Origin of the sequence: Conexibacter sp. SYSU D00693 (assembly GCF_017084525.1) — a bacterium.
Taxonomy (GTDB): domain Bacteria; phylum Actinomycetota; class Thermoleophilia; order Solirubrobacterales; family Solirubrobacteraceae; genus Baekduia.
The window spans coordinates 96,926-112,431 of the sequence record NZ_CP070950.1 but is presented as its reverse complement, the minus strand read 5'-3'; the positions used below and the strand labels follow the sequence as shown (position 1 = coordinate 112,431).

20 protein-coding genes are annotated in these 15,506 nt (G+C 77.0%); 4 read left to right on the top strand and 16 right to left on the bottom strand.

The window, feature by feature from the left end; translation table 11 throughout:
• Positions 1 to 6: 6 nt before the first annotated feature.
• From JUB12_RS00635 to JUB12_RS00625, 3 genes are read right to left on the bottom strand one after another with little or no spacing between them, the layout of a single operon-like run.
• Positions 7 to 657 carry a hypothetical protein gene (locus tag JUB12_RS00635; protein WP_205697689.1) on the bottom strand — a complete coding sequence of 217 codons (651 nt, stop codon included), beginning with the start codon at positions 655 to 657 and terminating at the stop codon, positions 7 to 9.
• Positions 654 to 1,241, bottom strand: coding sequence for an RNA polymerase sigma factor (locus JUB12_RS00630; protein WP_205697688.1), 588 nt, complete (start codon positions 1,239 to 1,241; stop codon positions 654 to 656). Before JUB12_RS00630 ends, JUB12_RS00635 begins: the two co-directional genes overlap by 4 nt.
• A 10-nt stretch (positions 1,242 to 1,251) precedes the next feature.
• A complete protein-coding gene (locus JUB12_RS00625; RefSeq protein WP_205697687.1) occupies positions 1,252 to 1,725 on the bottom strand; it encodes a plastocyanin/azurin family copper-binding protein in 474 nt (157 codons plus the stop codon).
• 66 nt (positions 1,726 to 1,791) lie between these two features.
• Between JUB12_RS00625 and JUB12_RS00620 the strand changes: the two genes are divergently transcribed.
• Positions 1,792 to 2,508, top strand: coding sequence for an MOSC domain-containing protein (locus tag JUB12_RS00620; protein ID WP_205697686.1), 717 nt, complete (start codon positions 1,792 to 1,794; stop codon positions 2,506 to 2,508).
• A gap of 83 nt (positions 2,509 to 2,591) precedes the next feature.
• Here the strand turns inward: JUB12_RS00620 and JUB12_RS00615 are convergent, their stop codons facing one another.
• On the bottom strand, positions 2,592 to 2,921 hold the full coding sequence (locus tag JUB12_RS00615; protein ID WP_205697685.1) for a hypothetical protein: 330 nt from the start codon (positions 2,919 to 2,921) through the stop codon (positions 2,592 to 2,594).
• A gap of 94 nt (positions 2,922 to 3,015) precedes the next feature.
• Here JUB12_RS00615 and JUB12_RS00610 point away from each other — a divergent pair, with 94 nt between their 5' ends.
• Positions 3,016 to 3,627 (top strand): TetR/AcrR family transcriptional regulator, encoded by a 612-nt coding sequence (locus tag JUB12_RS00610; RefSeq protein ID WP_205697684.1) that lies wholly within the window; start codon positions 3,016 to 3,018, stop codon positions 3,625 to 3,627.
• A gap of 22 nt (positions 3,628 to 3,649) precedes the next feature.
• Here the strand turns inward: JUB12_RS00610 and JUB12_RS00605 are convergent, their stop codons facing one another.
• The 4 genes from JUB12_RS00605 to JUB12_RS00590 form a co-directional block, all read right to left on the bottom strand.
• Positions 3,650 to 4,147, bottom strand: coding sequence for a hypothetical protein (locus tag JUB12_RS00605; RefSeq protein WP_205697683.1), 498 nt, complete (start codon positions 4,145 to 4,147; stop codon positions 3,650 to 3,652).
• Between the two features lie 54 nt (positions 4,148 to 4,201).
• Positions 4,202 to 4,837: a response regulator transcription factor gene (locus JUB12_RS00600; protein WP_205697682.1), complete on the bottom strand. Its 636-nt coding sequence runs from the start codon at positions 4,835 to 4,837 to the stop codon at positions 4,202 to 4,204.
• Positions 4,834 to 6,141 carry a sensor histidine kinase gene (locus JUB12_RS00595; RefSeq protein ID WP_205697681.1) on the bottom strand — a complete coding sequence of 436 codons (1,308 nt, stop codon included), beginning with the start codon at positions 6,139 to 6,141 and terminating at the stop codon, positions 4,834 to 4,836. The genes JUB12_RS00600 and JUB12_RS00595 overlap by 4 nt, the downstream gene beginning before the upstream one ends.
• Positions 6,142 to 6,252: 111 nt before the next feature.
• A complete protein-coding gene (locus tag JUB12_RS00590) occupies positions 6,253 to 6,537 on the bottom strand; it encodes a hypothetical protein (RefSeq protein ID WP_205697680.1) in 285 nt (94 codons plus the stop codon).
• A gap of 117 nt (positions 6,538 to 6,654) precedes the next feature.
• On the opposite strand from JUB12_RS00590, the gene JUB12_RS00585 reads away from it, so the two are divergent.
• Positions 6,655 to 6,978 (top strand): hypothetical protein, encoded by a 324-nt coding sequence (locus JUB12_RS00585; protein ID WP_205697679.1) that lies wholly within the window; start codon positions 6,655 to 6,657, stop codon positions 6,976 to 6,978.
• On the opposite strand, the gene JUB12_RS00580 is transcribed toward JUB12_RS00585, so the two are convergent.
• From JUB12_RS00580 to JUB12_RS00565, 4 genes are all read right to left on the bottom strand, one after another.
• The gene (locus JUB12_RS00580; protein ID WP_205697678.1) at positions 6,975 to 7,253 is read right to left on the bottom strand and encodes a hypothetical protein; all 279 of its coding nucleotides are present in this window, start codon (positions 7,251 to 7,253) and stop codon (positions 6,975 to 6,977) included. The two genes, JUB12_RS00585 and JUB12_RS00580, sit on opposite strands and share 4 nt — an antisense overlap.
• 25 nt (positions 7,254 to 7,278) lie before the next feature.
• Entirely contained in the window at positions 7,279 to 7,629 is a 351-nt protein-coding gene (locus JUB12_RS00575) for a metalloregulator ArsR/SmtB family transcription factor (protein ID WP_205697677.1), read from the bottom strand.
• Between the two features lie 88 nt (positions 7,630 to 7,717).
• Complete coding sequence (locus tag JUB12_RS00570; protein ID WP_205697676.1) at positions 7,718 to 8,008, bottom strand: hypothetical protein; 291 nt, start codon at positions 8,006 to 8,008, stop codon at positions 7,718 to 7,720.
• A complete protein-coding gene (locus JUB12_RS00565) occupies positions 8,005 to 9,036 on the bottom strand; it encodes an SPFH domain-containing protein (protein WP_205697675.1) in 1,032 nt (343 codons plus the stop codon). The genes JUB12_RS00570 and JUB12_RS00565 overlap by 4 nt, the downstream gene beginning before the upstream one ends.
• Before the next feature lie 78 nt (positions 9,037 to 9,114).
• Here JUB12_RS00565 and JUB12_RS00560 point away from each other — a divergent pair, with 78 nt between their 5' ends.
• Positions 9,115 to 9,903: a DNA polymerase beta superfamily protein gene (locus tag JUB12_RS00560; protein WP_205697674.1), complete on the top strand. Its 789-nt coding sequence runs from the start codon at positions 9,115 to 9,117 to the stop codon at positions 9,901 to 9,903.
• 6 nt (positions 9,904 to 9,909) lie between these two features.
• Here JUB12_RS00560 and JUB12_RS00555 read toward each other — a convergent pair whose 3' ends face one another.
• The 4 genes from JUB12_RS00555 to JUB12_RS00540 all read right to left on the bottom strand — a co-directional run bounded on the left by JUB12_RS00555 (position 9,910) and on the right by JUB12_RS00540 (position 15,402).
• Positions 9,910 to 11,658 (bottom strand): ABC transporter ATP-binding protein, encoded by a 1,749-nt coding sequence (locus tag JUB12_RS00555; RefSeq protein WP_205697673.1) that lies wholly within the window; start codon positions 11,656 to 11,658, stop codon positions 9,910 to 9,912.
• Positions 11,655 to 13,313, bottom strand: coding sequence for an ABC transporter ATP-binding protein (locus tag JUB12_RS00550; protein ID WP_205697672.1), 1,659 nt, complete (start codon positions 13,311 to 13,313; stop codon positions 11,655 to 11,657). The genes JUB12_RS00555 and JUB12_RS00550 overlap by 4 nt, the downstream gene beginning before the upstream one ends.
• A gap of 71 nt (positions 13,314 to 13,384) precedes the next feature.
• Positions 13,385 to 14,044: a response regulator gene (locus JUB12_RS00545; protein WP_205697671.1), complete on the bottom strand. Its 660-nt coding sequence runs from the start codon at positions 14,042 to 14,044 to the stop codon at positions 13,385 to 13,387.
• Positions 14,041 to 15,402, bottom strand: coding sequence for an ATP-binding protein (locus JUB12_RS00540; protein ID WP_205697670.1), 1,362 nt, complete (start codon positions 15,400 to 15,402; stop codon positions 14,041 to 14,043). The genes JUB12_RS00545 and JUB12_RS00540 overlap by 4 nt, the downstream gene beginning before the upstream one ends.
• Between the last annotated feature and the right edge of the window lie 104 nt (positions 15,403 to 15,506).

Below are 15,506 nucleotides of genomic sequence, written 5' to 3'. Positions count from 1 at the left end.
GCGAGCTCAGGGCACCAGCCGGCCGGTCACCCGGTCGTAGGCGGCGCGCAGCTCGTCGGGGCCGACCCCGCGGCCGGCCAGCAGGCAGGTCTGGCCCTGCACCCGCCAGGTCAGCACGCCCGCGCCGTCGCGGCGGACCTCCGCCGGGCCCCGGGGGCCGCCGGCGTGTCGGGCGACGTCGCCGGGGACGGGCAGCGTCCCGTCGACGACGGTGTAGCCGACCTGCCGGCCCGCGGGGGTCCGGTAGAGCAGCGTCACGGCGCGGCGGCCGTCGACCTCGTCCGTGCGCCGGCCCCGGGCCTCCCAGCCGGTGCCGTAGCCGTAGTCCGGGACCCGGACGCGACCGACGCGCAGGGCGGTGAAGCGCTGGTCCCGCGCGTCGCGGGCGGGCGGCGGAGCGGTGGGCGCGCGCAGGGCGAGCTCGACGCCGTCGAGCACGTCAGCGGGCCCGTCGTTCCCGCCGCCGAGGACGACGACGAGCGCGACGAGGAGGGCCGTGAGCGCCCCGGCCAGCACGGAGGGCCAGTGGGTGCGCCGGCGGCGCGGCGGGGCCTCGAGGGTCGCGAGGCGCTCGCGCAGCGCCTGCGGCGCGCGGACCTCCGCGGCCGCCGCCTGGACCGCCGCGCCGAAGGCGTCGGTCTCGTGGCGCTCGCTCATGCCTCCCGCACCGCCTCGGGGTGGGCCGCGGGAGCCAGCCGGCGCGCCACGCGACGCCGGGCGCGATGCAGGCGCGTGGTCAGCGTCGGCTCCGTCGTGCCCACGGCGCGCGCCGCCTCCGCGTAGCTCAGGCCGACGAGGTCGACGGCCACGAGCGCGTCGCGGAAGGGGTCCGGCAACGCGGCGATGGCGGCGAAGAGCTCGCCGGCGTCGAGCGCGACGTCCGGGCGCCACGCCGTGCGCGGGTCCTCGTGGTGGTCGAGGTCGTCGCTCAGGAGCTCGTCGGGGCGCGCGCCGGCGGCGCGGTGGCGGCTGACGTGGACGTTGCGCAGCGTCTGCAGCAGGTAGGCGAGGTCGTCGCCGCGACGCAGGAACCGCGGACGCGCCAGCACCCGGACGTAGGTCTCCTGCACGAGGTCCTCGGCGTCGTGCGGGCTGCCGCACATCGCCCAGGCGGCGCGGAACAGCCGGTCGACGTGGTCGCCGAGCGCGGCCGGATCCAGCCGGTGGGGTGGCTGCGCCTCCGCGGGCACGCCGACGACCGTAGTCGGCGGCATGCCCGCGAGGGGCAGCGGCGGCGTCACGCGGACGGCGCTACTCGACGGTGAGCGTCCCCTCCATGCCGTTCTGGCGGTGCTGGCCGACGGGGCAGTAGAAGGTGTAGGTGCCGGCCTCGAGCGGCGCGGACACCGTGGAGTCCCCGCCCCCGCCCGGCACGACCTCGCCGGACTCGTCGACCCCCGGGCCCTCGAGCGCGACGGCGTGCGGCGCCTTGTTGCCGTCCGGGTTGGCCATCGTGATCGTCACCTGGCCCGGCTTCGCCGTGAGCTCCTCCTTGCTGAAGCCGAACGGCGGGTCGCCGGGCTCCGTCGCGTCGATCTCGAGCTGCGTCTCGCCGCCGCCGGCCGCGGTCTCCGCGGGCGCCGTCTCAGCGGGCGCGGGGGCGGCCTCCTGGGTCGTGGCGGCGGCGCTGCCGCCCTCGTCGTCGTCGCCGCAGCCGGCCACGCCGCCGACCGCCAGGCAGAGCGCCGTCAGCCAGACGGCGCGGCGCGGGATGAGGTGGGTCATGCCCTCACTGACGCACGCCGCGCCGGATCCTTCCCGCCGTCGGGCGGATGCGATGGACTTCGCCACGTGGACGAGCGGGTGGTCGGCCGGGTGGCGGCGCTGTGGCGCTACCCGGTGAAGTCGATGGCGGCCGAGGCGCTGGACGCCGTCGACGTGTCGTGGCACGGGCTGGCCGGCGACCGGCGCTGGGCGTTCGTGCGGCCCGGGCTCGAGCGCAGCGGCTTCCCGTGGCTGACCATCCGCGAGCGGGCGGACATGGCCCACCACGTCCCGCGCTTCGCCGAGCCCGGCGACCCGGACCGGTCCGCGACGCTCGTGCGCACGCCGTCCGGCGAGGAGCTCGACGTCGTCGACCCGGCCCTCGCGGAGGCGCTGGGCGAGGGCGTCCGGGTCCTGCGCCAGAGCCGCGGGGTCTTCGACACCGAGCCGCTGTCGCTCATCACCACCCAGTCGGTCGCCGAGCTGGGGCGGCTCGCGGGCCGGCAGCTCGAGCCGCTGCGCTTCCGCCCGAACCTCCTCGTCGAAGCGGTGGACGACGTGCCGTTCGCGGAGGACGGCTGGGTCGGGGCGGTCCTGCGCGCGGGTGGCGTCCGGCTGCGCCTCGACCAGCGCGACAAGCGCTGCGTGATGGTCAACGTCGACCCGCGGACGCTCGAGCGCGACCCTGTCGTGCTGCGCACGGTCGCCCAGGAGCGCGGGTCGTGCGCCGGCGTCTACGGGGCGACGGTCACCCCGGGGCGCGTCGCGGTCGGCGACGACGTCGTCCTCGAGGCACCCGGCTAGCCAGGACGACGACGGGCCCCGGCCATGCACCGGAGCCCGTCGTGCTGTGCGACCTCGTGGGGTCGCAGCGGCCGTGGGGACCGCTACGGCGTCTGCTGCTGCTCCTGCAGGTCCTTGAGCTGCTGCTGGGCGTCCTCGAGCTGCTGCTTGGCCTCGTCCGGGACGCGCGAGTCGTCCTTGACCTCCTCGATGGCCTGGTCGGCCAGGTCGGTCGAGTCCTTCGTGAGCTCCTCGGAGACCTCCTCGACGTCGCGCTTGCCCGAGCGGACGTCCTCGGCGGCCTGCTCGGCCTTCTCGCGCAGCTCCTGGCCCTGCTGCTGGAGCTTCTCGGTGTCGGCGGTGTCGTCGCCGCAGCCGGCGAACGCGGCAGCTCCGGCGATGGCGATGGCGGTGATGGCGTGACGAAGTCGCATGGGCAGCATCGTGGAGGCCGCGGGACCCCGAGCCATCGGGGTGCACCCTGATCCGGTCCCCGGACCTGCGCGACCGAGGGCGTAGGGTGGCCCCATGGCGGAGCCCCGGCAGCTCCCGCGCGGCCGGCACGGGCTCTCGCGCGAGGAGGTCCTCGCGTCCCAGCGCGGGCGGATGCTCGCGGCGATGGCCGACGCCGTGGCCGAGCACGGCTACGCCCGGACGACGGTCGCGCACGTCATCAAGGGCGCGCGGGTGTCGCGCGAGACGTTCTACGAGCAGTTCGCCGACAAGGAAGCCTGCTTCCTGGCCGCCTACGACCACGGCGTCCAGCACATGCAGACCCGGATGCGCGAGGGGCTCGAGGAGGCCTCCGGCCCGCCGCAGGAGCGCCTGCGCCGCGCCCTGGACGCGTACTTCGCCGCGTTCCTGGACCGCCCGTCGTTCGCCCGGACCTTCCTCGTCGAGGTCTACGCGGCGGGCCCCGCCGCGCTCGAGCGCCGGGCCGAGCTGCAGGCGACGTTCGTGGAGCTCGTCGCCCACGTGCTCGGCGCGCGCGACGCCGACGCGCGCTTCCGCGCCGAGGCCCTGGTCGCGGCCGTCAGCTCGCTCGTGACGACCCGGGTCTCCCTGGGCCGCCTCGAGGAGCTGCCGACCCTGCGAGAGCCGCTACTCGCGCTGGTGGACGAGCTGTTCGAGCTGGGCTAGCGGTCGACCCAGGGGGCCGCCATCAGGCTGAGGGCAGCGTGACGGTGGCGGTGCAGGTCAGGCCGTCGGGCCCGACGGCGCGCGCGGTGACGCGGTCGGCCCCGTCGAGGTCGGAGATCCGGCGCTCGAAGGAGAACGAGCCGCTGCGCCCGGCGGTCCGCGCGGTGCCCCGGACCAGGACGCGGCCGCCGCGCGACAGCGTCACGCGCCAGCGCTCGCCGGCCCGGTTGCGGTCGACCTCGAACTCGGCCTCGATGCGGCCGTCGTCGTGCTTGAGCTTGAGCTTGGAGGTGGCGCCGCGCCCGCAGGAGCCGGCGCGGCGGACCTCGGTGCGGGCACGGTCGTCGCCGCGGTCGTCGCTGCCGCCGCGGTCGTCGCCCGGTCCGTCGTCGCCGCCGCGCACCTGCGCGCCGCCGCGGTCGTCGCCCGGTCCGTCGTCGTCGCCGTGACGGGCGAGCGCCGGCGAGGCCGACCCGAGCGCGGCCACGAGGGCCAAGGCCAGTGCGGTGGTCTTCTGCATGGGCGCCACGGTCGCGCGAGGGCGGTCCCGGGCGCAATGGGACCTTGGTCGCAGTCAGCCCTGGGACCCGCGCCCCAGGCGGTGGCGCTCGGCCCACAGCGCCGCCTGCGTGCGGTCGCTGACGCCGAGGTGGCGGAACACGCTGGTCAGGTGGGTCTTGACCGTCTTCTCGCTGATGTCCAGGCGCCGCGCGATGAGCTTGTTCGGCAGCCCCTCGACGAGCAGCTCCAGCACCTCGCGCTCGCGGTGGGACAGCGCGGCGAGCGGGTCGGGCGCGCTGCGGGCGGTGAGGATCGTCCTGGCGGCGCGCGGGTCGAGCGGGGACTCGCCGCGCGCGGCGGCGCGCACGCCCTCGGCGACCTGGTCGGCCGACGCGTCCTTGAGCAGGTAGCCGACGGCGCCGGCGTCCATGGCGCCGGTGATGCGCGCGCTGTCGGAGAAGGACGTGAGGACGAGCACCGCCACCTGCGGCTGGGCGGCGGCGATGCGGCGCGTCGCCTCGATCCCGTCGACGTGCGGCATGTCCAGGTCCATCAGGACGACGTCCGGCACGTGGGCCAGGGCCTGCTCGACGGCCTGCGCGCCGTCCGCCGCGGTCCCGACGAGCTCCAGGTCGGCGAAGGCGTCGATGAGCCGGCCGAGGCCCTCGCGGACCACGCCGTGGTCGTCGGCGACGAGCACGCGGATCACGCGCCGCCGACCTCCAGGGTGATCGTCGTGCCGGCGCCCGGCTGCGAGGCGACGTCGAGGGTCCCGCCCGCCTGACCGACCAGCCCGTCGAGGAGCGTCAGGCCGACGTGGCCCTCCTCCCCGCGCCGCGCACGCTGGCCGGCGTCGAAGCCCTGGCCGTCGTCGTGGACCACGAGGCGGGTGGTTCCCCGCCCGTCGCGCGTCACGTCCACCCGGACCGACGTGGCCTGCGCGTGGCGCTCGACGTTGCGCAGGGCCTCGCGGGCGACGCGGTAGACCAGCGCGTCGTGCGCCCCGGGCGCCACGGCGGCGTCGTCGACGTGCAGCTCGGTCGCCACACCGGCCGCCGCCAGCGGGCTGAGCAGGTCGTCGAGCGCCGGCTCGACGCCCGTGCTCGCCAGGCTCGGCGGGTGGATCTCCACCAGGAGCGTGCGCAGCGCGCGCACGCCGCCGCGCAGGTCGCCCGCCGCCTGGTCGAGCACGCGCGCGGCGTCCTCGTCGCCGCGCCGGCGAGCGTCGTCGGCGAGCGGCGCGAGGCCGAACGCGACGCCCGCCAGGTCCTGCACCGCCCCGTCGTGCAGGTCGGCCGCGATGCGCCGGCGCTCGGCGTCCGAGGCGTCGATGGCCGCGCGCAGCAGCGCCTCGCGCTCGGCATGCCCGCGGCGCACGCGCCGCGCCAGGCCGAGTGCCAGCGGCACCTGGAACAGCAGCAGGATCGCGAGGCCGCCCAGGAGCGGCGGTGCGATCGCGCCGAGCAGCCGCGACCGGTCGTCGGTGATCGACGAGAAGCGCTGGTAGGTCTCGAACAGCACCGGCGTCCCCGAGGGCGTGCGGATGACGGTGTGGGCCTCCAGCAGCTCGCCCTCCTGGCGCTCGAAGCGGTTCTCGGGCTGGGAGAGGTCGCTGAGCTCGGCGTCCGCGCCGCCCGTCTTGAACAGCTCGGCCTCCTCGTCGCCCAGCTCGAAGCGCCGGCCGACGAGCCGGGGCTCGTCGGAGTACAGGACCCGCCCGTCGCGCGTCCACAGCTTCGCGCGCACGACCGGCCCGACGAGCACCTGCCCGACCACGACGTCGTCGAGGCGGCGCAGCGCTCGTGCGTCCCCGCGCAGCACGCCGTCGGTCAGCCCGGCCGACTCCACGAGCCGTCCCTCCAGCTGCACCTGCTGGCGCGTGTCGCGCTCGGCCTCGTCCGTGGCGACCTCGCGCAGCACGAAGGACGAGCCGACGACCACGACCGCGATCGCCGCGAGGCTCCCGGCGAGGAAGCGCAGGACCGCGGCGGTGGTGCTCGGCGCGCGCTGCATCGGCGCGAGGCAGGCTAGAGCGGCGGCGGGCGCGACTTCCCGGCGGCTCCCGCGAAGAGGCTCTGGTGGTCGAGCGAGGGCCTCGTCCAGGTCATGCGGCGGCCCGGCCGGTCAGATCGCGGCGGCCAGCCACCAGCTGCGCTCGTCGCGTCCGGCGCGCGTGGCGTCGTCGGCGTCGCGGTCGAGCCAGCCCTGGGCGCGGAGCTGGGCGCGGCGGCCGGCCGTGGCCTGCTCGTCGACGGCCAGCGTCTCCCAGCGGTCCGGATCGCCGGTGAGGACGACGCCGTACGCGTCCTCCGCCCGGCGGGCCGTCACGAAGCCGTCGCAGACGTCGGCGAGCACCTTCTCGGCCGGCCGGTCCAGCGGGGACCCGTAGCCCCCGCCGCCTTGGCGCACGACCGTCCGGGTGGCCCCGGACGCCTTCTACCGCTGAGGCGCCTGGGGCTCGCGCGCGACAGGCCAGACGCGCGGCGGTCGCGACTTCCCGGTCGCGCATGGGGGAACCACGAGGCGGTGCCCGCTGCCGGCGAGCCCCTCGGCGCCCCGGACCTCGCCGACGTCCGCACCCACGTCATCGCGAGCACGTGGGACGTCGACCGTCGCGTGCGCGACCTCGCCCTGGTGTGCAGGGTCGACGCGAAGGTCGTCCGGCGCGAGGAGCGCGGCGGCGCAGCGCGCGTGCGCATCAGGGCGCGCGGTGCTCCCGAGCAGCTCGACCGCTTCTGGCGCCGGCTCGAGGAGGCCGCGCCGGCGAGCACGTGGGAGGAGCCGGGCCGCGTCGCGACGCGCCTGCGCGATGCCGGCCTCGGCTGGCTGGTCGACTGGTGGTCGACCTAGGGCCGTTCGGCCTGCAGCGCCGCCCGGCGCTGCTCGGCGACGTGGCGCGCCGAGCGCAGCTGCTCATCGACGTCCGGCGCGTCCAGGTCGACCGCGCCGAGGAAGAGGCGCTGGCTCGAGCCGCGGACGAGGTGGAACTCCGTCGCCCCGTCGCTCTCGACCTCCAGGACCTCCCACGGCGCGACGCGCTCGGCCTCGGCGCGCCGGGCGGCGCGCAGGCGGGTGGCGCCGGCGAGGGCGGCGACGGACAGGACGAGGAGGAGCAGGCGCTTCACGAGCCGTCGAGCCTACGCGGCGCCGCTACGCGGCCCGGCGGTCGCGGACCGTGTCGACCAGCGTCCGGCCGTCCGGCGTGAGCTCGTAGAGGACGAGCTTGCCGTCGCGCTCGGAGCGGGCGAGGCCGGCGGTGCGCAGGAGGCGGACGTGGTGGGAGACGAGCTGCTGGCTGACGCCGACGACCCAGCCGAGGTCGAGGCCGCAGAGCTGGCCGCCCTCGCGCAGGGCGAGGGCGACGGCCAGCCGCGTCGGGTCCCCGAGCGCCTTGGCCGCCGCCGCCATCGCATCGACCTCGTCCCGCTCCGGCAGCGACGCGCGCACCTCCTCCGCCCTCGGGAGGTCAAGGCGGAGCAGGTCGCCCGTCTCGCCGGTCATGGCTCGCGAGAGAACATACACACAGTCAAACGAATGTGCAAGTCTTGTGGCAGCGGTTGACACGTCCCGGATCGGCCGCCATGGCGACCTACCGGCCCAGCGGCGGCCGGCCCGCCTGCAGCGCCGCGCGCCGGACGTCGGCCTCGGCGCGCGCCTCGTGCAGGCGGTCGTCGAAGTCGGGCGCCTGCAGCGGCAGGCCGGCGAAGAGCATGCGCTCCCCTGCGCCGCGCACGAGCCACAGCTCGAGCTGGTTGCCGTTGGTCACCTCGCGCACCTGCCACGGCGCGCGCTCGTCGGTGCGGGCGCGCAGCATCGCGCGCAGGCGCAGGACGACGACGACGAGCGCGAGGAGGACGACGAGGACCAGGAGGACCTTCATCGCCCGCCGGCGGCCTGCTGCGACAGCGACGAGATGACGTCGCCGATGTCGCCGCCGATGACCTGCGGGTCGCAGCCGTCGTTGCCGCAGAAGGCGCGGATGCGGTCGATGACCCGCTGGTTGGGGTTGAGGCGGTAGGCCTGGGCCTGCTGGAACGCCGCCCGGCGCTGGCCGGTCGCCTCCTCGACGCGCCGCTGCGCCTCGCCGCGCGCCTCGGCCTGCTTGCGCTGCGCGTCGAGCTCGGCGTTGGCCGCCTGGGTGCGCAGCGACTGCGCCTCGGTGATCCGCCGCTGGACCTCGGTCTCGAAGCGGATGCGCAGGTTCTGGTAGCGCACGTTCTCGAAGTAGTCGTCGCCGAACGCGGCGCGCAGCTTCTCCTTGAGCGTCGAGGCGATCTTCGCCTGGGCCTCGGAGAGGTTCTGGGTGTTGTCGACGCGCTTGGCCTCGCCCTCGCGCGCGGCCGCCCGCGGGTTCTGCACGTACTGGCAGAGGTTGTTGAGCGCCGTGCAGTCGTACTCGCCGATGACCTGGCGCTGCGCGTCGAGGACCACGGGCGCGAAGCGCTGGCGCAGGAAGTTCAGCCACCCCGAGTCGCTGGAGATCTCGTCGCCGCCCCACCGGCGCCGCCCGTACTTGCGGTAGAAGGCCTCGACCTTGGCCGGGTCGGTCGTGAGCGAGAACAGCGCCTGGCCGTCGGCGACGACCTGGACGGAGTCGCGCGTCGGGAACGTCGGGTCGGCCTCGATGACGTCGGTGGAGTCGCGCTCGGTCGTCGGCAGGCAGTCCTGCTTGTTGAACGGCCCGATCGGCTTGGGCCCCTCCCCCGGCTGCCGGATCTCCTTCACGTCGCGCCCGTCGAACGGCCCGCCCTCGCGCACGACGCAGACCGTGCCCGCGTCGGTCCCCTTGATCGAGAAGACGAACGCGCCGACGCTGATGACGACGACGAGGCCGAGCAGGAGCACGGCGCCGAGGGCGATGAAGCCTCCGGGGCCGGCGGACGGCCGCGACGGGATGCTGGGGCTCACGGCCGCGACCCTAGGGGAGCCGCGCCCCGAGCGGGAGGCCTCGTGTGGCTGTGCCGACCGGCCGCCTAGGCTCAGGCCATGGAGGAGCGCTCGATCAACACCAAGGAGCCCGACACGGACCTCGCCCGCTCGATCGCCCTCGACGGCCTGGTCCTCCGCGGGCTGGTCGGCTCGACGGTCCACGGCCTGTCGAACCCGGGGACGGACGACCGCGACGAGATGGGCGTCTGCCTCGAGCCTGCGACGCACGTCGTCGGCCTGCGGCGCTTCGACCACTACGTCTCGCGCACGCAGCCCGAGGGCACGCCGTCCGGTCCGGGCGACCTCGACCTCACCGTGTACGGCCTGCGCAAGTTCTGCCGGTTGGCGCTCAAGGGCAGCCCGACCGTGCTGCTGCTGCTCTTCGTCGAGGGCGAGCACCTGCTCCACGCCGACGACGTGGGCCGTGAGCTGCAGGCGCTGGCGCCGGCCTTCCTCTCCCAGCGCACGGCGCACGCGTTCCGCGGCTACGTCGACGCCCAGCGCCGCGGGCTTGTCGGCGAGCGCCACGCCACCCGCACCCGCGAGCTGTCCGCCGCCCACGGCTACGACACGAAGTACGCGATGCACGCCCTGCGCATCGGCCTCCAGGGCATCGAGCTGCTGGCCACCGGACGGATCACGCTGCCCATGCCCGAGCCTCACCGCGGCCGGCTGCGCGCGGTGCGCGCCGGCGACGTCCCGCTCGACGACGTCCTCGCCGAGCTCGACGCGGTGACCGCGCAGCTCGAGGAGGCAACGACCGCCGGAGACCTCCCGCCCCAGGGCGACCTCCGCCGCGTCGACGAGTTCCTGGTCGACGCGCACCTCACCGCCTGGCGTCGCTAGGCGCCGTCAGCCGCGGGCGGCCGACCACGCCGCCCACAGGTCCGCGTAGCGCCCGCCCGTCGCGACGAGCGCGTCGTGCGGGCCGTCCTCGACCACGCGGCCGGCCTCGAGGACGACGACGCGGTCGGCGCGGGCGGCCTGGGTGAGGCGGTGGGCGACGACCAGCGCGGTGCGACCGGCCAGGACGCGGTCGGCGGCGGCCTCGAGGACGCGGGCGCCGGCGCTGCCGGCCTCGGCCGTCGCCTCGTCCAGGACGGCGACCGGCGGGTCGGCGAGCGCGAGACGGGCGAGGGCGACCTGCTGGGCCTGGGCCGGCGTGAGGGCGACCCCGCCGGTGCCGACGACGGTGTCCAGGCCGTCGGGCAGGGCGCGCGCCCAGTCCAGCGCCCCGGCCTGCTCCAGGGCCGCCTCGAGGGCGGCGGTGTCGGCGGCGGGCGCGGCGAGGCGCAGGTCGTCGGCGAGCGTGCCGGCGAAGACGTGGACCTCCTGCGTGACCAGCGCCACCGCGTGGCGGGTCGCCGTCGGGCCGAGGTCCGCGAGCGCGACGCCGCCCACCTGCACCGTGCCGGCGGTCGGGGCGTGGAAGCCCGCGACGACCTTCGCGAGCGTCGTCTTGCCCGCGCCGGAGAGGCCGACGAGCGCCACGCGCTCCCCGGCCGCGACGTCGAGGTCGACCCCGTGCAGGACCTCGGGCGCGTCGTCGGCGTATTGGTGGCGCACGCCGCGCAGGCGCACCGCCGCGCCCCGCGGCGCGGGAGGGTCGACGGGCTCGGACGGCACCGGCACGAGCGTCACGCCGACCAGGCGCGACAGGCCGGCGATCGCGCGCTGGGCCTCGTCGATCGCTCCCAGCACGACGTTGAACTGGTCGAAGGTCCGGATGAAGAGCAGCGCGCCGGCCGTCGCGCCGCCGACCGACAGCGCCTCGGCGTCGACGAGCAGGAAGCCCGCGACGAGCACCGCCGCGGTGCCCACGAGCTCGGCGCCGTTGAGCCGGGAGCCGAACGACGTGCCGACGCGCATCGACCGCACGACCGCGTCGACGCCCGCCAGCGAGCGCTGCTCGACGCGCGCGAGCTCGCCGCGGCTCAGCCCGAGCGCCCGGACCGTCCGCGCCCCCGCGACGACCTCGAGCAGCGTCTGCGCCCGCGCGCCGCTGACGACGCGCTCGTCGCCGTACACCGGCGTCGCCCGCGGGACGTACCAGCGCACGGCGGCGACCTGCACCGGGACCGCGAGCATCGCCGCGAGCCCGAGGCGCGGGTCGATCGCCAGCAGGCCGCCGAAGGTCAGCACGACGCTCAGCCCGGCACCCGCCAGCGGCGGCAGTGCCTCGACGACCGCCTGCGAGACGACGCCCACGTCGTCGCCGACCCGCGAGAGCAGGTCGCCGCGCCCGGCGCGCTCGACCCGGTCGGCCGGCAGGCGCAGGACGCGGTCGACCACCCGCTCGCGCAGCGCCGCCAGCATCGGCTGGGTCACCCGCGCGACGAGCACCATGCCCACGCCGGTCAGGACGGCCTGCGCGACCGCGGCGCCCGCGAGCAGGACGACCGGTGTCGTCACCGCCCCGGGGCCGTCGCCGTCCGTCACGCGGTCCACGACCTCGCCGAGCAGCAGCGGGACGGCCAGGCCGGCGGCCGCGGCGAGCAGCAGCGTGAGGAGCGCCACCGCCGCCGGCCCGCGGCGCGGCGCCACGAGCGCCCGGACCTCGGCGACGACCGCGCCACGGTCGGCGGTGGGCAGCAGGCTCATCGCAGCACCGCCTCGCGGTAGCCCGCGTCACGCGCGAGGAGCTCGGCGTGCGTGCCGCGCGCCGCCACGACGCCGCCGCGCACGACGACGACCTCGTCGGCCGCGGCGAGCAGCGCCGGGCTGTCGGTGACGAGGAGGGTCGTGCCGCCGCCCCGCGCCCCCACGAGGGCTGACGCGACACGCGCCTCCGTCGCCGCGTCGAGCGCCGTCGTCGGCTCGTCGAGCACGAGCACCGGGGCGGGCGCCGCGAGCACGCGGGCCAGGCCGACGCGCTGGCGCTGGCCGCCCGACAGCGCGCGCCCGCCGTCCTCGAGCGCCGTGTCGAGGCCGTCGGGGAGCGCAGCCGCGACGTCGTCCAGCGCCGCGGCGTCCATCGCCCGGGCCACGGCCTCCGCGTCGCCGCCCGCGAGGGCCTCGACCTCGTCGCGGACGCTGCGCCCGAGCAGTGCGCCGTCGTGGGGCGCGACGAGCACCGCCGCGCGCGCGGCGGCCGGGTCGAGCGCCGCCAGGGCCACACCGCCCACCTCCACCGACCCGCCCTCGAGCTCGACCTCCCGCCCCAGGACGTCGAGCAGCTCGTCGGCCGCGGGCCGTGCGTCGACCACCAGCGCGACGGTCGACCCGGCGGCCACGTCGAGGTCCATCCCGCGCAGCGACCGCCCGCGCACCGCGCGCAGGCGCAGCGCCGCGGACCCGCTGGGCGCGGCCGCCGGCGCGTCCGGCCCGCCGACCGCCGGCGCCGCGGCCAGCGCCTCCGCGAGCCGGTCGGCCGATGCCTGCGCACGCACGGCCAGCGCGGTCATCGCCGCCATCCGCTGCAGCGGCCCGACGAGGAACTGCGTGATGCCGACCGCTGCCACGAGCTCGCCCAGCGTCAGGTCGCCCTGCGCGGCCATCCGCCCGCCGACGAGCGCGACCGCGGCCAGCGCGATGCCGCTGACGAGCACCGCGCTGCCCTCGAAGGCCGCCTCGGCGCGCGCCGCCGTGAGGGTCGCGCGCAGCGAGGAGCGGCTCGCCTCCCGGTAGCGCGCGCTGCCGGCCGGGGCGCCGCCGATGCCCTGCAGGACGCGCAGCCCCTCCACGAGGTCGGTGGCGACGCCGGCGGCGTCGGCCGCCGCCTCCTGCTGGCCGGCGGCGTGGCGCTCGAGCAGCGCCGCGAGGCGACTGCCCAGCCAGACGACGACCGGGAGCCCGACCAGCACGACGAGAGCGAGCGTCGGCGAGGTGAGGAGCAGGACCGCCGCGCCCGCGCCGAGCGCGACGACGACGCCCGCGCCCCAGGCGCACGCCCGGACGATGCCGGCGGCGGCGTCGACGTCGGCCGTCGCGATGCTGAGCAGCTCGCCGGGCAGCCGTCCGCCCTCGCCGCCGCCGCGCGGGTCGACGACGCGCGCGGTCAACCGCTGGCGCAGGTCGTGCGCCGCGCGCTCGGCGGTGCGCATGGCGATGATCGCGCCGAAGCGGTAGGCCTGCGAGAGGAAGCCGAAGAGGACGACCAGCAGGACGATCCACCGTGCCAGCGCCCCGGCGTCGCCGCGCGCCACCGCGCCGTCGATCGCCGCGCCCACGACCACCGGCACGAGCGCCTCGAGGGCCTGGTGGGCGCCCAGCAGCGAGGCTCCGAGCGCGGTGCCCCGCCGGTGCGAGCGCAGCACCCCGCGCAGCAGCGCGCGGCCTGTCGCGTGCTGTCCGCCGTCCGCGCCCACCGAGTGCGCCGCATGATGCCTCAGTCGGCGAAGCGGTAGCCGACCCCCGGGTCGGTCCGGATGTGGTGCGCGCCGATCTTGCGCCGCAGGTTCGCGAGGTGCGTGCGCAGGACCGGCACGTCGTCGGCGTAGCCCGGCCCCCACACCTCGGTCAGCAGGGTGCGGTGGGTCAGCAGGCGCCCGCGGTGGCGGACGAGCTCGAGCAGCAGGTCGTACTCGATGGGCGTGAGGTGGACCTCCTCGCCCGAGCGCGTGATGCGCCGCGCCGCGACGTCGACCACGAGCTCGCCGGCCTCGACCCGTGCCTGCCCCGGGTCGCCGGGAACCCGCCGCAGCGCCGCCTGGAGGCGGGCGACGAGCTCGCGCGCCCCGAAGGGCTTGGTGACGTAGTCGTCGGCGCCGGCCTCCAGCGCCTCGACCTTGGCCTCCTCGTCGCCGACCGCGCTGAGCACGAGGATCGGCATCTCGCTCCAGCGGCGCAGCTCGCGGCAGACGTCCACCCCCGTGCCGTCGGGCAGGACGAGGTCGAGGATGGCCGCGTCCGGCGGCCGCGTCGACGCGCGGTCCAGTGCCTCCTGCGCGGTCTCCGCGAGCACGACCTCGAAGCCCGCCTCGCGCAGGACGACGCGCAGCGCGCGCAGGATCTGGGGCTCGTCGTCGCAGACGAGGACCGTCGTCACCGTGCGCCCTCCACGAGCGGCAGCTTGACGACGAACGACGCCCCTGCGCCGGGGTGGCTCTCGACGTGCACGGTCCCGCCGTTGGACTCGACGAAGCCGCGGACGATCGCCAGCCCGAGGCCCGAGCCCGCCGAGCGGGGCCGGTCGTGGTCGGCCCGGTAGAACGGCTGGAAGATCCGCTCGTGCTCGGCCTCGGGGACGCCGGGGCCGCGGTCGGTCACCCGGACCACGAGCTTGGCCCCCACCGGCTGCGCGCGCACGGTCACGGGCTGGCCGCCGGAGTGGCGCACCGCGTTGTCGAGCAGGTTGTGGAACGCCCGGCCGAGCTGCACCGGGTCGGCGTGCAGCAGCGGCAGGTCGTCGCCCAGGCGCAGCTCGAGGCGTTCGCGGGGCAGGCCGTCGGCGGCGGCGTCGAGCACCTCGTCCAGCGCGAGCCACTGGCGCCGCGGCTCGGCGCGGCCCGCCTCCAGCCGCGACAGGTCCAGGAGGTCGTCGACGAGCGCCGACAGCCCGCGCGCCTGGTCGGCCGCGCCCTGGGCGAGCTCGCGCCGCTCGTCCTCGGCGAGCGCCGGCGACGCCAGCGCCTCGGCCGACGCCGCGATCGCGGTCAGGGGCGTGCGCAGGTCGTGGCTGACCGTGCGCAGCAGCGTCGTCTTGATGTCCTCGCTGCGGCGCAGCGCGCGCGTCTCCACCACCTCGTGCAGCAGGCGCGCCCGCGCGTCGCCGGCGTCCAGCAGCGCCGCCAGCGTCGGGACGACGGCGCGGGCCAGCCGCTCGCGCACCGCCCCCGGTGCGGCGGCGGGGACGACCAGCCAGCCGTGGCCTTCGACCGGGAGCGCCACCCGCCGGGGGTCGGCGGCCGGGGCCTCGCGGACGACCGCCGCGCTGTCGAGCCCGAACGCGGCGGCGATCCGCTGCGCGGCCGGCGCCAGCGCCGCCTCGAGGTCGTCGGCGCTGAGCAGCACGCGCGCGAGCTCGGCCGAGAGGTCCGCCGCCCGCCGGCCCTCCTCGGCCTCGAGCGCCCGGGACCGCGCCGCCTGCGCCAGCGACCCGGCCACGACCGCGGTGACGAGGAACACCCCGAGCGCCACCCAGTTCTCGGTCTGGGCGATCGTCAGCCGGCCCGTCGGCTCGATGTGGAAGAGGTTGAACGCCAACGCCGAGGCGACCGCCGTGGCGACGCCGAGCCCCGCGCCCCACACCGCGGCGACCCCCAGGACGCCGAGCAGGTAGACGACGCCCAGCGAGATCACCGGCGCGACCTCGCGCAGCGGGAAGAGCAGGCCGGTCGTCACCGCGACGGCGGCCGACGCGGCGAGGACGCCGAGCGCGAGCGGAGGACGGCGAGCAGGCCCCACGGGCCGCCAATGTACGCGCGCGACCCCGTCCTTCATGGGATCTTGACGCCGCCGCGGCGCTTCTGCACCCGAGCTTGACGAGGGCGAGCCCAAGGTGGGGCCAT